This window comes from Micromonospora sp. DT63, assembly GCF_049841615.1.
GTDB lineage: Bacteria > Actinomycetota > Actinomycetes > Mycobacteriales > Micromonosporaceae > Micromonospora.
The window spans coordinates 173445-186344 of the sequence record NZ_JBNCKQ010000003.1; the positions used below are offsets into that span (position 1 = coordinate 173445).

The window sequence follows — 12900 nt, forward strand, 5'->3', positions numbered from 1 at the left end:
CGTACGATGACGTTCTGGAAGTCAGCTGCCGGCACCCCCCAGGCGTCGGCACTCGGATCAGCATCGGTGCGCGCGCCGACGCCGAACACACACAACTCGGGAGACGGCAGTGGACGAGGTCCGCAACCTGATCATCATCGGCTCCGGCCCGGCCGGTTACACGGCGGCGGTCTATGCGGCGCGCGCCAACCTGAAGCCGCTGATCATTGAGGGCGTGCAGTCCGGTGGCGCGCTGATGACCACTACCGAGGTGGAAAACTTCCCGGGCTTCGCCGACGGCATCCTCGGCCCCGAGCTGATGGACAACATGCGCAAGCAGGCCGAGCGGTTCGGCGCCGAGTTCCTCACCGACGACGTGACCCGGGTGGAGCTGGTCGACACCGGCGACGCCGGCTCCGGCGCGGTGAGCACCGTGTGGGTCGGCGAGACCGCCTACCGGGCCCGCTCCGTCATCCTCTCCACCGGTTCGGCCTGGCGTCCGCTGGGTGTGCCGGGTGAGCAGGAATACCTCGGCCACGGTGTCTCCTCGTGCGCCACCTGTGACGGCTTCTTCTTCCGCAACCAGCACATCGTCGTCGTCGGCGGTGGTGACTCGGCGATGGAGGAGGCCAGCTTCCTCACCCGCTTCGCCGACTCGGTCACCATCATCCACCGGCGGGACTCGTTCCGGGCCAGCAAGATCATGGCCGACCGGGCGCTGAGCAACGACAAGATCAAGGTCGAGTGGAACAGCACGGTCGAAGAGGTCCTGGGCGCCGACGGCAAGGTCACCGGCGTACGGGTCCGCAACGTGCACACCGGCGAGACCAAGGTGCTCGACGTGACAGGCGTGTTCGTGGCCATCGGTCACGACCCGCGCAGTGAGCTCTTCCAGGGCCAGGTCGAGCTGGACGACGAGGGTTACGTGAAGGTCCAGGCGCCCGGCACCCGGACGAGCGTGCCCGGCGTCTTCGCCGCCGGTGACGTGGTCGACCACACCTACCGCCAGGCGATCACCGCGGCCGGCACCGGCTGTGCCGCCGCGCTCGACGCCGAGCGGTTCATCGCGACGCTCAGCTGAAACAGGAAACACATCCCGGAGGAGGGCAATAGTGGGAAATACCAAGGCGGTCACGGACGCGAGCTTCGTCGCTGACGTGCTGCAGGCCGACAAGCCGGTGCTGGTGGACTTCTGGGCCGAGTGGTGCGGGCCGTGCCGCAAGGTGTCGCCGCTGCTCGAGGAGATCGCGGGCGAGATGGGCGACCAGGTCACCATCGTCAAGCTCAACATCGACGAGAACCCGGAGACCGCCCGGGCCTACCGGGTCATGTCGGTGCCGACCCTCACCGTCTTCAAGAACGGCCAGCCCGTGCAGTCGATCGCCGGCGCCAAGCCGAAGGGCGAGCTGGTCCGGCTCATCGAGTCGGCCCTCTGATCCGCAGAGACACCACCGAACCCCGTACCCGCTCGTCGGGTGCGGGGTTCGCTGTCTCCCCGGTCGGCACGGACGGAGTTTTTCCAGGCCGAGCCACCTGGCCGCCCCGGAGCGCATAACCTCAAGCCGGGGCCGCCCGGCCAGCCAGATTCGTGCAGAGGGGGTCGTGCGTGCGTCCGATCCGAGCCGGAGACCGGGGACCCGCGGTCACGGAGATCCGTACCATCCTCACCGGCCTCGACCTGCTCGCCGCCGCCGGTCCGCACACCGACGAATTCGACCTGGACACCGAACGCGCGGTCCGGGCGTTCCAGCAGTCCCGTGGGCTCAGCGTGGACGGCCGGGTCGGCTCGGAGACCTGGGGCGCGTTGGACGCCGCACGCTGGCGGCTCGGCGCCCGCACCCTCTACCACGCGATCCCCGAGCCGCTCACCGGCGAGGACGTCCGGTCGCTGCAGGAACGACTGCTGGAGATGGGGTACGACGTCGGCCGCGCCGACGCCATCTACGGCATCCGGACCTCCCGTGCGGTGGCCCAGTTCCAGCGCGAGGTCGGGCTCACCCCCGACGGCTCCTGCGGGCCGCACACCATGGACGCGCTGCGCCGGATCGGTCGCAAGGTCGTCGGCGGCCGCCCCCAGTGGTTGCGCGAGTCCGACGCGATCCGCCAGTCCGGGCCGGCGCTGGTCGGCAAGACGGTGGTCATCGACCCCGGCCACGGCGGCACCGATCCGGGCATGGTGGTGCCGGACGGGCCGCTGCGCTGGACGGAGGCGGACCTCGTACACGACCTGGCGAGCCGGTTGGAGGGGCGGCTCGCCGCGTCCGGGGTGCGGGTTCAGCTCACCCGCGGTCCCGCGCCCGACAAGTGCCTGCCGGACACCGACCGGGCGCTGCTGGCGAATTCGCTCGGCGCCGACGTCTTCATCTCGCTGCACCTGGACGGGCACGCCAACCCGGACGCGGAAGGGGTGGCGACCTACCACTACGGCACCGACAACGGGGTGACGTCGGCGACAGGTGAGCGGCTGGCCGGATTGGTGCAGCGGGAGATCGTGGCGCGGACCGGGCTGCGGGACTGCCGTACCCACGCCAAGGCGTGGGACCTGCTGCGGCTGACGCGGATGCCGGCGGTCCGGGTCGAGGTCGGCTACCTCACCTCGCCCGTGGACCGCGCCCGGCTCGTCGACCCCCGCTTTCGGGACCGGGTGGTGGAGGCGATCGTGGCCGCGGTGCAGCGGATGTACTACCCGATCGAACGGGACGTGCCGACCGGCTCCCTCGACGTCAGCGAGCTGCGCGCGGTGGTGACCGCCGGCACGGTGGTCGACTGACGACCGTGCCGCGTCAGCCGCTGGTGGAGCGGGTGGCCGGGGCGGGCCGGACCGGCCGGAGCAGGGTCTCCGGGCTCATCGACCCGAGCAGCTTCTCCAGCGCGTACTCGACGTCGGACTTCCAGCTCAGGGCCGTACGCAGTTCGAGGCGCAGTCGGGGGAACCGGGGATGCGGACGTACCGTCTTGAAGCCGACGGAGAGGAAGAAGTCGGCCGGCGCCACGCACCCGCCCGCCGGATCGTCCGCGTCACCGAACTTGGCGTCCCCGAACGCCTCGATCGCCTTGATCCCCCGCTTGGTCAGGTCCCGGGCGACGCCCTGCACCAGCATGCGACCCAACCCGCCGCCGGCGAACGCGGCGACCACGTTGGCGGTCATCAACAGGGCGGCGTCGGCGGAGACCGGCGACGTCGGGAAGGCCATCGAGCGGGGCACGTAGGCGGGCGGGGCGTACATCACGAAGCCCGCCGGCATGCCGTCGACGTACGCGAGCTTGCCGCAGGAGCCCCACTCCAGCAGGGTCTGGGAGACCCACGCCTCCTTCTCCAGGCCCGGGTCGCCGGCGGCGCAGGCCCGATCGGCCGAGACCGGATCCAGCTCCCAGTAGACGCACTGGCGGCAGGGGCGCGGAAGGTCCTCCAGCGTGTCGAGGGTCAGGCTGACCAGACGTCGCGACATATGGCGCATCCCCACAATAGGCTCGGTCGTGAGGCCGGCATGGAACGACAGTGCCGCCTTCCTGCCCCCGACGAGCGATCGTACGCCGCCGATCGACCGGACGGGAGGGGACGCGCAAATGCCCACCACACCGGGGACGTCCGCCATGTGGTCGATCCGTCCCGGCACGGCGGCAGCCTGGTCACGGCCGACTAGGATCGACAATCGGTGTCCCGTCGCCATGGTCAGGAGCGTGCGGGGTACCCGGGGCGGGAGCCACCCGAGCAGCGATCGAGGTGAGGTCATGACCGGCACGACACTCGACGACTACACCGACCGGTACGCCCGGCGGGTACGCGGGATGACCGCCTCCGAGATCCGAGCACTCTTCGCGGTGGCCAGTCGACCCGAGGTCGTCTCCCTCGCCGGTGGCGCCCCGTACATCGCCGCGCTGCCGCTCGACGCGGTCGGCGAGATGCTGGGCCGCCTCGGCTCCGAGCACGGGGTGACCACCCTGCAGTACGGCATCGGGCAGGGCACCCTGGAGCTGCGCGAGCGGATCTGCGAGGTCATGTCGCTCTCCGGGATCGACGCCGCGTGCGGTGCCTCACCGGAGGACGTGGTGGTCACGGTGGGCGGGCAGCAGGCGCTCGACCTGGTGGCCCGCCTCTTCCTCGACCCCGGTGACGTGGTGCTCGCGGAGGGCCCGACGTACGTCGGCGCCCTCGGGGTGTTCCAGGCCGCCCAGGCGCAGGTGGTGCACGTGCCGATGGACGCCGACGGGCTGATCCCCGAGGCGTTGGAGACGGCGATCGCCGACCTCGCGCGTACCGGCCGGCGGGTCAAGTTCCTCTACACCATCCCCACCTACCAGAACCCGGCCGGCGTGACGCTCAGCGAGGAGCGCCGGGAACGCGTGCTGGACATCTGCGAGCGCGCCGGCCTGCTCGTGATCGAGGACGATCCGTACGGCCAGCTGGGTTTCGAGGGTGAGGCCCCGGCGCCGCTGCGGGCCCGGCGGCGCGACGGTGTCTTCTACCTCAGCACCTTCTCCAAGACGTTCGCTCCCGGCCTGCGGGTCGGTTGGATCCTGGCGCCCCACGCGGTCCGCGACAAGCTGGTCATCGCGAGCGAGGCGCAGATCCTCTGCCCCAGCGGCTACGCGCAGGCCGCCGTGGCCACCTACCTCGGCACCATGCCGTGGCGGCAACAGCTCAAGGTCTACCGCGAGGTCTACCGCGAACGCCGCGACGCGCTGCTCGACGCGCTGGCCGATCTGATGCCCGAGGGCACCAGCTGGACGACCCCGGCCGGTGGCCTCTTCGTGTGGGCCACCCTGCCGGAGGGGCTCGATTCGAAGGCGATGATGCCGCGCGCCATCGCCGCCCGGGTCGCCTACGTGCCCGGCACCGGCTTCTACGCCGACGGCACGGGCACCGGCGCCATGCGGCTGAACTTCAGCTTCCCGCCCCCGGAGCGGATCCGCGAAGGCGTCCGCCGACTCGCCGGCGTCATGGAGCAGGAGATCGCGACGCGCCGTGTCTTCGGTGCCGTGGGCGGTGCCGCCGGCCGTCGGGGCCGGCCCGGCTCCGACGTGCCGGGTCCCGACTTGGCATGATGCCGGCATGGGTACGACCGCTGCCGAGCGCTTCTCCGTGACCGATTCCGCCGTCGCGGCCGACCTGCGTGTGCTGGTGCTCGCCGGCGGGCTCTCCTACGAACGGGACGTGTCGCTGCGCTCCGGTCGTCGGGTGCTCGACGCTCTGCGTGCCGTAGGCGTCGAGGCCGAGCTGCGGGATGCCGACGTGGCACTCCTGCCCGCCCTCGCGGCCGACCCACCGGACGCGGTGGTGATCGCCCTGCACGGCGCCACCGGGGAGGACGGCTCGCTGCGGGGGGTGCTGGACCTGTGCGGCATCCCGTACGTCGGCTGTGACGCCCGGGCCTCCCGGCTCGCCTGGGACAAGCCCTCCGCGAAAGCGGTCCTGCGCGAGGCAGGCATCCCCACTCCCGACTGGGTGGCCCTGCCGCACGACCGCTTCTCCGAACTGGGGGCGGTCGCCGTGCTGGACCGGATCGCCGACCGGCTCGGTCTTCCGCTCATGGTCAAGCCGACGCAGGGCGGCTCCGGTCTGGGCGCCGCGGTGGTCCGGGACGCCGCGTCACTTCCGGCAGCGATGGTCGGTTGCTTCGCGTACGACTCGACGGCCCTGGTGGAGCGGTACGTGCCCGGCATGGACGTGGCGGTCTCCGTGATCGACCTCGGGGACGGCCCGCAGGCGCTGCCGCCGGTGGAGATCGTGCCGCGCAACGGCGTGTACGACTACGCCGCCCGCTACACCGCCGGTCGAACCACGTGGCACGCTCCGGCCCGGCTGGAGCCGGAGGTGGCCGCGTCGGTGGCCGAGGTCGCTCTCGCCGCGCACACCGCGCTCGGTCTGCGGGACCTGTCCCGGGTCGACGTGATCGTGGACGCCGCCGGCAAGCCGCACGTGCTGGAGGTCAACGTCTCGCCCGGCATGACGGAGACGTCGCTGCTGCCGCTGGCCGTCCAGGCCGCCGGCCTGGACTTCGGCCGCCTCCTGGGTTCGCTGGTGACCCGGGCCGCCGCCCGTCTCACGGCCTGACTCTGGCCTCGACCCGTCGCACGGCCCGCGGCCGTGGGTCGGCGGGTGTCCTACGCGCGGACCTCTCGCCGACCCACTGCCGAACCGACGGTCAGCGCGTCGTGCGCACGTCGGGTGGGATGCGCCCGTCGTCGGTGACGATGGTGGGGGCGCTGCGCGGAGCCGGGATGACCGGGCGGTGCTCATGGCCTGCTAACTCGGGGGCCGTCTCGGGATCGGCCACGGCCTCGGCTGCCGGACTGTCGGAGGGCGTCGACGCGGCAGTGGACGCCGCCTCGACGTCGGTCGCCGGCTCGTCGGAGGGCGCGGCTCCCCGGTTGGCGTCCAGGACCGGGGCCTTCGGGCCGCCGCCCACGTCCCCGCCAGCGCCGGGGGCGGAAGCATCGGCGGCGTCGGGGCTGCCTTCGACTGCTGGTTCCGGAATCTCCTCGGCCGCCTCGATGACCGACACGGTCTCCTCCTGGGCGGCTGCGGCATGGGCCGCCGCCGCGGCGGACTGGGCCAGCAGGCTCGACGGCGCCTGCCACTGGATGCGAGGCGGCTCGGCCAACGGCCGGCCACCGAACTCGGCGAGCCAGGCAGCGACGAGCGCCAGATTTTCCCGCCACTGCTCCTCGGAGATCGGCGGCAGGATCGAATCCCACAGGGACAGGAAGGTCCCCCGCAACTGAAGCCGGCCGTACGGTCGAGCGAGGAACCACATGTGCAGGTGGGCGGAGCCGTCGCCCCATCGGTTGACGTGCACCCGCGCCACGCCGTCCAACGACCGGATGGCCCGCTCAAGACGTACCGTCATCACGCCCAGCTCGGCGGCGAGCAGATTCGGCAGGTCACCCAGGTCGAGGTGGGTCCGCGATTCCAGGATGAGCACCATCGGCAGGCCGGTCGGCCGGTCCATGGCGCGGACCCGCCATCGCTCTCCCACCCAGATGTAGGCGTCGTCCGGCGCGTTGCAGGCGGTGCATTCCCGGAGGCCCTCGCCCTTGCGTGGCGGTTCGACCGGGACCGGGTCGTCGAGCTGCTTCACGCGGAGGTCGCCCTCGAAGGGGAACGAGGGCCACTGGGTGAAGTCCGGGACTGAGGGAGGGGTGTCGTGCACGACGCTGACCCTAACCGAGTCTGGGACCGCTGTCCCTACCTGTTCGACAGGTCCCGGCCCTTCCGATCAGTGCTCTTCGTCAATCGCTGCTCCCGTCGACGCAGACCGCCAGAGCGATATCCACAGGCTGCCGAGATCGCGAACACAGGCCGTCATCCACAGGCTGGCACCCGCTTTCACGCGGGGTTTCACGTGAAACGAGGGGTACCTGTGGACAACGGGTGTGGATAACTTTTCCGCCCCTCAGTCGTTGCTGGCGCACCCCGTCGTCACCATCTTGATGAAGGGGTGTCGGAGTGGTCTCGCTCGGAGGGACGGGGGCCTCGGCGGCGTGCCCGTGGCCTCGCGGACGGTGCCGAGCGGTCGCCGTTTCACGTGAAACGGGATCGCTCTGAAGCGGTCCTGCGGCGAACGCCCTTCCGGGCAGACGAACAGATGCCCCACTGCGCCCCTCTCAGTGAGCCGCTGCCGCCCCGAAGACCGAGAAGGGTGCCTCAGGTCGACCTACTGCTCCGCGAGCGCTCTCGTCGCTCGTGGAGGTCATCAGCCTCCGGGCTGGCCCTCACGGACTCCGCGCGCCGACGGTGTGCCGGTTCCACGCGCTCAGCCGCAGGCGATTCGACGCTGCCCCTCGCTGACACGGGAGCGGGCGGGCCCCCGTCGACCTCGCAACGGTCGAGCCCTCGTGGCCGTGGCGCAGACGTCGGCGCTCACTCCCGCGACCTCGCAGGCGTGGGCTCCTACTGACATTCGCGGCCGGCCCACGTTGGTTCCGCCGAGTCGGCACTCGGCTTCCGGCCTCACGACTCCTGCGGTTCCAGGACCACGCTGTCACGCCGCGAAGATCGCCTGAGCCTCTCGGCACACCGCGCCGGCCAAGCGTCGTCTGCTCCCCGATGCGCTCCAACAGGTCCAGAGCCTCACCGAGGACCTACCTTCCCGGCCGCTGGTCCGGATACCGCGCCGCCGAGACCTCACCATCACGAAGCAGTTGTGGGCATCGGTACCGCCAGGTGCCGGCCATCCCGGTCTTGCGCTGGACAGCGCGCCGCCAAGGTGCCCAGCCTCCCGGCCCAAGCCCAGGGGCGCCGCGCCGGGTGTCCGCCATCCCGGCCGAAGCCCAGGGGCCCCGCGCTGTGGTGTTCGCCATCCCGGCCAGGTCTGGGCACTGCCCCGCCGACGTGCCGACCGTCCCGGCCTCGGTCTGGAGCATCGCGCCGCCGACGACATCGGCCATCCCGGCCTACCGAACCCTCATCAGCCGCACCGAGACGGCACCGTTCGTGCCCCGCCGCCCGGCACGGCGCCGGCGTCCCAGCCGAACGCCGAAGCCGGGTGGGCCCGGCCAGTCGAGAGGAGCGGTTCCTGGCCGCTGGATGAGCGATGCCGTTTCACGTGAAACGAGGACGGATGCGGAACGGCCGCGCACCCGAGGGGAAGCGCGGCCGTGAGTGGAGACGGGAGGCTCAGTCCTCCGTCTCCTCCTCCTGCGGAACGCCGATGATGCCGACGATCCGCTCCAGGTCGTCCACCGTGGCGAACTCGATCGTGATCTTGCCCTTGCTCCGGCCGATGTCCACCTTCACCCGGGTGTCGAAGCGGTCCGACAGCCGATCGGCGAGATCCGACAGCGCGGGCGCGTGCGGCTTCGGACGCCGCTTGGCAGCTTGGCCCTTCGCGGAGCCGTCGTTCAGGGTGAGGGCCACGATCTCCTCGGTCGCCCGTACGGACAGCCCTTCGGCCACGATCCGCAACGCCAACTGCTCCTGGGCCTCCGAGTCGTCGAGGCTCAACAGCGCGCGGGCGTGACCGGCGGACAGGATGCCCGCGGCAACCCGACGCTGCACCTGGGCCGGCAGGTTCAGGAGCCGGATCGTGTTGGAGATCTGCGGCCGGCTGCGGCCGATCCGGCGGGCCAACTCCTCGTGGGTGGCACCGAACTCCTCCAGCAGCTGCTGGTACGCGGCGGCCTCTTCCAACGGGTTCAGGTTGGCCCGATGGATGTTCTCCAGCAGCGCGTCGCGGAGCATCGCGTCGTCACGGGTGTCCCGGACGATCGCCGGGATGTTCTCCCGGCCCACCGCCTGGGCGGCCCGCCAACGGCGCTCACCCATCACCAACTCGTACTTCTCGTCGTCGAGCTGGCGCACGACGATCGGCTGAAGGAAGCCGACCTCCTGGATCGAGGTCTTCAGTTCCTCCAGCGCCTCCTCGTCGAAGACCTGGCGGGGCTGCTTCGGGTTCGGCACGATCGCGTCGACCGGGATCTCCGCGAACCGGGCACCCGGAACGGGACTGAGCGTGGACTCGGGCTGCTGGACGGTCGGCACGACGGAAGCCGTCGACTGGGGCCCGACTGTCCCCCCGTCATCGACGTCGACGTCAACGTGCCCGTTCTCCGGTTCGGCCGTCACGGTGCCGGCGGCACCCGGCACCGGCCCGGTCGGGATGAGCGCCCCCAGGCCCCGTCCCAGACCACCCCGAGGACGGTTCTTCATGCCACGCCTCCCAGCGACTTGTCCCCACTACGCATTCCGGCCCACCGGCTCCTTGACGCCCCGCTCGGCGATCTCCTGGGCAGCCTCGAAGTAACTCGTGGCGCCCCGCGAACCGGGATCGTAGGTCATCACCGACTGGCCGTAGCTGGGTGCCTCGGAGACCCGCACGTTGCGGGGGATGACCGCTTGGAGGACCTTGTCGCCGAAGTGGTTCCGGACGTCCTGCTCGACCGCGTCCGCGAGGCGGGTACGCCTGTCGTACATGGTCAGCAGGATGGTGGACACGTCGAGCTTCGGGTTGAGGTGTTGCCGCACCAGGTTGATGTTGTTGATCAGCTGGTTGAGCCCTTCCAGGGCGTAGTACTCGCACTGGATCGGGATCAGCACCTCCTGCGCGGCGACCAGGGCGTTGACCGTGAGCAGGCCGAGCGACGGCGGGCAGTCGATGAAGACGTAGTCGAACTGGCCCGGGTAGGCGGCGATCGCGCGGTCGAGGCGCGACTCCCGCGCCACCACCGACACCAGCTCGATCTCCGCGCCGGCGAGGTCGATCGTGGCCGGTACGCACCACAGGTTGGGGATGCCCTCGACCGCCTGCGCCACCTCGGAGAGCGGCACACTGTTGATCAGACAGTCGTACACGTCGGGGATGCCGGTGTGGTGCGGCACGTTGAGGCCCGTCGAGGCGTTGCCCTGCGGATCGAGGTCGACCACGAGCACCCGGTTGCCGTGCAGGGCGAGCGCCACCGCGAGGTTGACAGTGGTCGTGGTCTTACCCACGCCGCCCTTCTGGTTGGCGACGCACATGACCCGGGTCCGGTCCGGTCGAGGCATGGTCACCTCGCCACTGGGATTCAGGATCTGCACGGCGCGCATCGCCTCCATAGCCAACGGTGGGTCATCCTCTTCGCGCGTCGGGGTTTCACGTGAAACGTACGTGGGGTCGGCCGCTACCGCGGCCAGCGACTCGGTCGACGCGACCGGTACGTCCGGGACCACCGGTGCCGCATCGCGTGCCGCCGCGGCGGTCGGCTGGTGCGGCACCGCCGGCTCGAAGCGAACCGCCGCAGCCGTGTTCCGCCGGCCGAGCGGCTGTCGCACCTCGGCCGCGTTGACCGGTCGGCTGGGTCCGTCCGATGCTCGACGACCAGCCGTCGGCTCGGGAGTCTCCAGCCCGGCGGGATGAACCGCCGGGTCGTCCCGCGATGCCAGCGGATCGCTGTCCGCCGGAGGGGTGGACGCCCCGGTGGCACCGGGCGACCAGCTGGGGTAGTCGGTTTCACGTGAAACAGGGTCGCTGGTTGACCCGGTCACGCGTGGATCGTCGTACCTGCCGTCGTCATGCACCTGTCATCCCTGCCCGCTTCGGATGGTCGGTCCGCGCCCCGGTCAACTTGGCCACACCCGCGCTCGCACCCCGGAGCGTACGGCCCCTCGGGAGCGGTCGGAGTCCGCGACGTCCGTCGGCCGCTCCACATTATCGACGCGCGGTCAGCCTACGGCGGACGGGCGCGGCCGGTCCACGTCGGGTTCTCATTCCCTCGTCCATCCGTACCGGTACAACGAGGCAACCCTCCGACCGGACGCCCGATGGCGCGGTGGTCAGCGGCGTCGGGCTCGCCCGCCCCGGGAGCGCTTGCTGGCGGCCGGGCGGGCCGGACCGACCATCCGCTCGCGGACGATCTCCACCACGGTCGTGGGCGGGTCGATCACGCCGACCCCACAGAGGTGTACGGCGGCTTCCCCGCCACCGAGCCGCGCCACGACGTCGGCGTGCTCCTCGACCTCGGCGGCGGCGGACGATCCCTTGAGTGCCAGCAGCCGCCCGCCGCGCACGGCGAGCGGGAGGCACCAGGTCGCCAGCCGGTCCAGCGGTGCGACCGCGCGGGCCGTCACCACGTCGCCGCTGATCGGCTCCCGGCCACTCGATCCGCTGGCGGCTTCGTCGGCCCGGCCACGAAACACCCGTACCGACCGGGTCAGGCCGAGCCGTTCGACGACCCCGATCAGGAACGACGTCCGCCGAGCCAGCGGCTCGATCAGAGTGACCGTCAGGTCGGGGCGTGCGATGGCCAGCACCAGACCGGGCAGACCGGCGCCGGAGCCCACGTCGAGCACGCTCGCTCCGGTCGGAATGCGCTCGACCACCGCGGCGCAGTTGAGAAGATGACGGTCCCAGATCCGGGGCGCCTCGCGCGGGCCGATCAGACCGCGGACCACGCCGTCGGTGGCCAGGATTTCGGCGTACGCGGCGGCCAGGTCGAGCCGGTCACCGAAGAGAGTCAGTGCGGCAGGTGCCAGCTCGGGCGGCAGCGCGACGTCCGACGGCGACGGTGTGCCCTCGGTCGAGGCAGCCGCCGGTGGCGAACCGTCAACGGGGACAGCGGAGGACGGGTCGTGCCCCGTCGGGTCGGTATCGATGTCGGGGGTGGTACGCCGGACAGCGGACGGCCCGGACGGCGTGCCGCCCGGGCCGGTCACGGTGTCAGCCGTGGTGTCGTCGTGGGTCAACGGAGTCAGTCCGCCGGCCGTACGACGATGCGACGGTTGGGCTCGACGCCCTCCGACTCGCTCTCCACGCCGGCCATGGCGTTGACGACGTCGTGGACGCACTTGCGCTCGAACGCGGACATCGCCTCTAGGCGCACCGGCTCGCCGTACTCCTTGACCTTCTCGACGGCGTTCTTGGCGACGGCGGCGAGTTCCTTACGGCGGTTCGCCCGGTAGCCGCCGACGTCGAGCAGCAGGCGGCTCGGCGTACCGGTCTGCCGGAAGATGGCGAGCCGGGTCAGCTCCTGGAGCGCCTCCAGGGTGGCGCCGCGCTGGCCGACCAGGTTCTGCAGTCGGGCACCGACGACCTCGACCACCGGACGGCCGCCGGCGACCAGCTCATCGATGTCGCCGTCGTAGTCGAGGATGTCGAGCAGCCCTTCGACGTAGTCGGCCGCGATCTCGCTCTGCCGGAACAGGTCGGACTCGCCCACGGACTTCTTCTCACGGCCACCGGCGGTGGCCTCGGTCTCGTCACCGTCGACCTCGTCGGCCTCGGTGTCGTCGCCGTCCACCGCGAGCGTCGCGGTCTCCTCCTCGTCCAGGGACTGCTCGGCGCGGGGGATGCTGGTCTCGGTCACGGTCTCATCTCCGTACTCGCTCGGCCGGACCGTCGGGTCCGCTGGTTTCCCGGGGCCGGCGGGAGGTCGCCGGTGCCCACGGGCACGTCTGTACGGGCAGTGTCGCCCGTGACCGCGGCCTGCGCGGTCGGTTCCGCC

At 71.4% G+C, this 12900-nt stretch carries 10 protein-coding genes and 1 pseudogene; 5 read left to right on the forward strand and 6 right to left on the reverse strand.

What is annotated here, in order from left to right; translation table 11 throughout:
- Nucleotides 1-109: 109 nt before the first annotated feature.
- The 3 genes from trxB to ACLQ27_RS13120 all read left to right on the forward strand — a co-directional run bounded on the left by trxB (nucleotide 110) and on the right by ACLQ27_RS13120 (nucleotide 2749).
- Nucleotides 110-1060: a thioredoxin-disulfide reductase gene (gene trxB / locus ACLQ27_RS13110; protein ID WP_234588684.1), complete on the forward strand. Its 951-nt coding sequence runs from the start codon at nucleotides 110-112 to the stop codon at nucleotides 1058-1060.
- A gap of 31 nt (nucleotides 1061-1091) precedes the next feature.
- Nucleotides 1092-1415, forward strand: a complete 324-nt coding sequence (gene trxA, locus ACLQ27_RS13115; protein ID WP_007453873.1) for a thioredoxin — start codon at nucleotides 1092-1094, stop codon at nucleotides 1413-1415.
- A gap of 170 nt (nucleotides 1416-1585) precedes the next feature.
- On the forward strand, nucleotides 1586-2749 hold the full coding sequence (locus ACLQ27_RS13120; protein ID WP_234588685.1) for an N-acetylmuramoyl-L-alanine amidase: 1164 nt from the start codon (nucleotides 1586-1588) through the stop codon (nucleotides 2747-2749).
- A 13-nt stretch (nucleotides 2750-2762) separates the two neighbouring features.
- Here ACLQ27_RS13120 and ACLQ27_RS13125 read toward each other — a convergent pair whose 3' ends face one another.
- A complete protein-coding gene (locus ACLQ27_RS13125) occupies nucleotides 2763-3428 on the reverse strand; it encodes a GNAT family N-acetyltransferase (RefSeq protein WP_234588686.1) in 666 nt (221 codons plus the stop codon).
- A gap of 283 nt (nucleotides 3429-3711) precedes the next feature.
- Here ACLQ27_RS13125 and ACLQ27_RS13130 point away from each other — a divergent pair, with 283 nt between their 5' ends.
- Nucleotides 3712-5025, forward strand: coding sequence for a PLP-dependent aminotransferase family protein (locus ACLQ27_RS13130; protein ID WP_234588687.1), 1314 nt, complete (start codon nucleotides 3712-3714; stop codon nucleotides 5023-5025).
- Between the two features lie 7 nt (nucleotides 5026-5032).
- A complete protein-coding gene (locus ACLQ27_RS13135) occupies nucleotides 5033-6034 on the forward strand; it encodes a D-alanine--D-alanine ligase family protein (protein WP_357573714.1) in 1002 nt (333 codons plus the stop codon).
- A 91-nt stretch (nucleotides 6035-6125) separates the two neighbouring features.
- Here the strand turns inward: ACLQ27_RS13135 and ACLQ27_RS13140 are convergent, their stop codons facing one another.
- From ACLQ27_RS13140 to ACLQ27_RS13160, 5 genes and pseudogenes are all read right to left on the reverse strand, one after another.
- Complete coding sequence (locus tag ACLQ27_RS13140; RefSeq protein WP_357573713.1) at nucleotides 6126-7133, reverse strand: hypothetical protein; 1008 nt, start codon at nucleotides 7131-7133, stop codon at nucleotides 6126-6128.
- Nucleotides 7134-8599: 1466 nt separating this feature from the next.
- Nucleotides 8600-9436, reverse strand: a pseudogene (locus ACLQ27_RS13145) (ParB/RepB/Spo0J family partition protein); the annotation flags it as partial.
- 222 nt (nucleotides 9437-9658) lie between these two features.
- Nucleotides 9659-10732: a ParA family protein gene (locus tag ACLQ27_RS13150; RefSeq protein WP_374109318.1), complete on the reverse strand. Its 1074-nt coding sequence runs from the start codon at nucleotides 10730-10732 to the stop codon at nucleotides 9659-9661.
- Nucleotides 10733-11233: 501 nt separating this feature from the next.
- Nucleotides 11234-11944: a 16S rRNA (guanine(527)-N(7))-methyltransferase RsmG gene (gene rsmG / locus ACLQ27_RS13155; RefSeq protein ID WP_425867325.1), complete on the reverse strand. Its 711-nt coding sequence runs from the start codon at nucleotides 11942-11944 to the stop codon at nucleotides 11234-11236.
- Nucleotides 11945-12147: 203 nt separating this feature from the next.
- Complete coding sequence (locus ACLQ27_RS13160; RefSeq protein ID WP_425867327.1) at nucleotides 12148-12696, reverse strand: protein jag; 549 nt, start codon at nucleotides 12694-12696, stop codon at nucleotides 12148-12150.
- Nucleotides 12697-12900 lie beyond the last annotated feature (204 nt).

Excerpts from the sequence above, each read along its gene's own strand:
- ACLQ27_RS13135 (WP_357573714.1), top strand. The coding sequence starts at position 5,033 with ATGGGTACGACCGCTGCCGAGCGCTTCTCCGTGACCGATTCCGCCGTC.
- ACLQ27_RS13125 (WP_234588686.1), bottom strand. The coding sequence starts at position 3,428 with ATGTCGCGACGTCTGGTCAGCCTGACCCTCGACACGCTGGAGGACCTT.
- ACLQ27_RS13130 (WP_234588687.1), top strand. The coding sequence starts at position 3,712 with ATGACCGGCACGACACTCGACGACTACACCGACCGGTACGCCCGGCGG.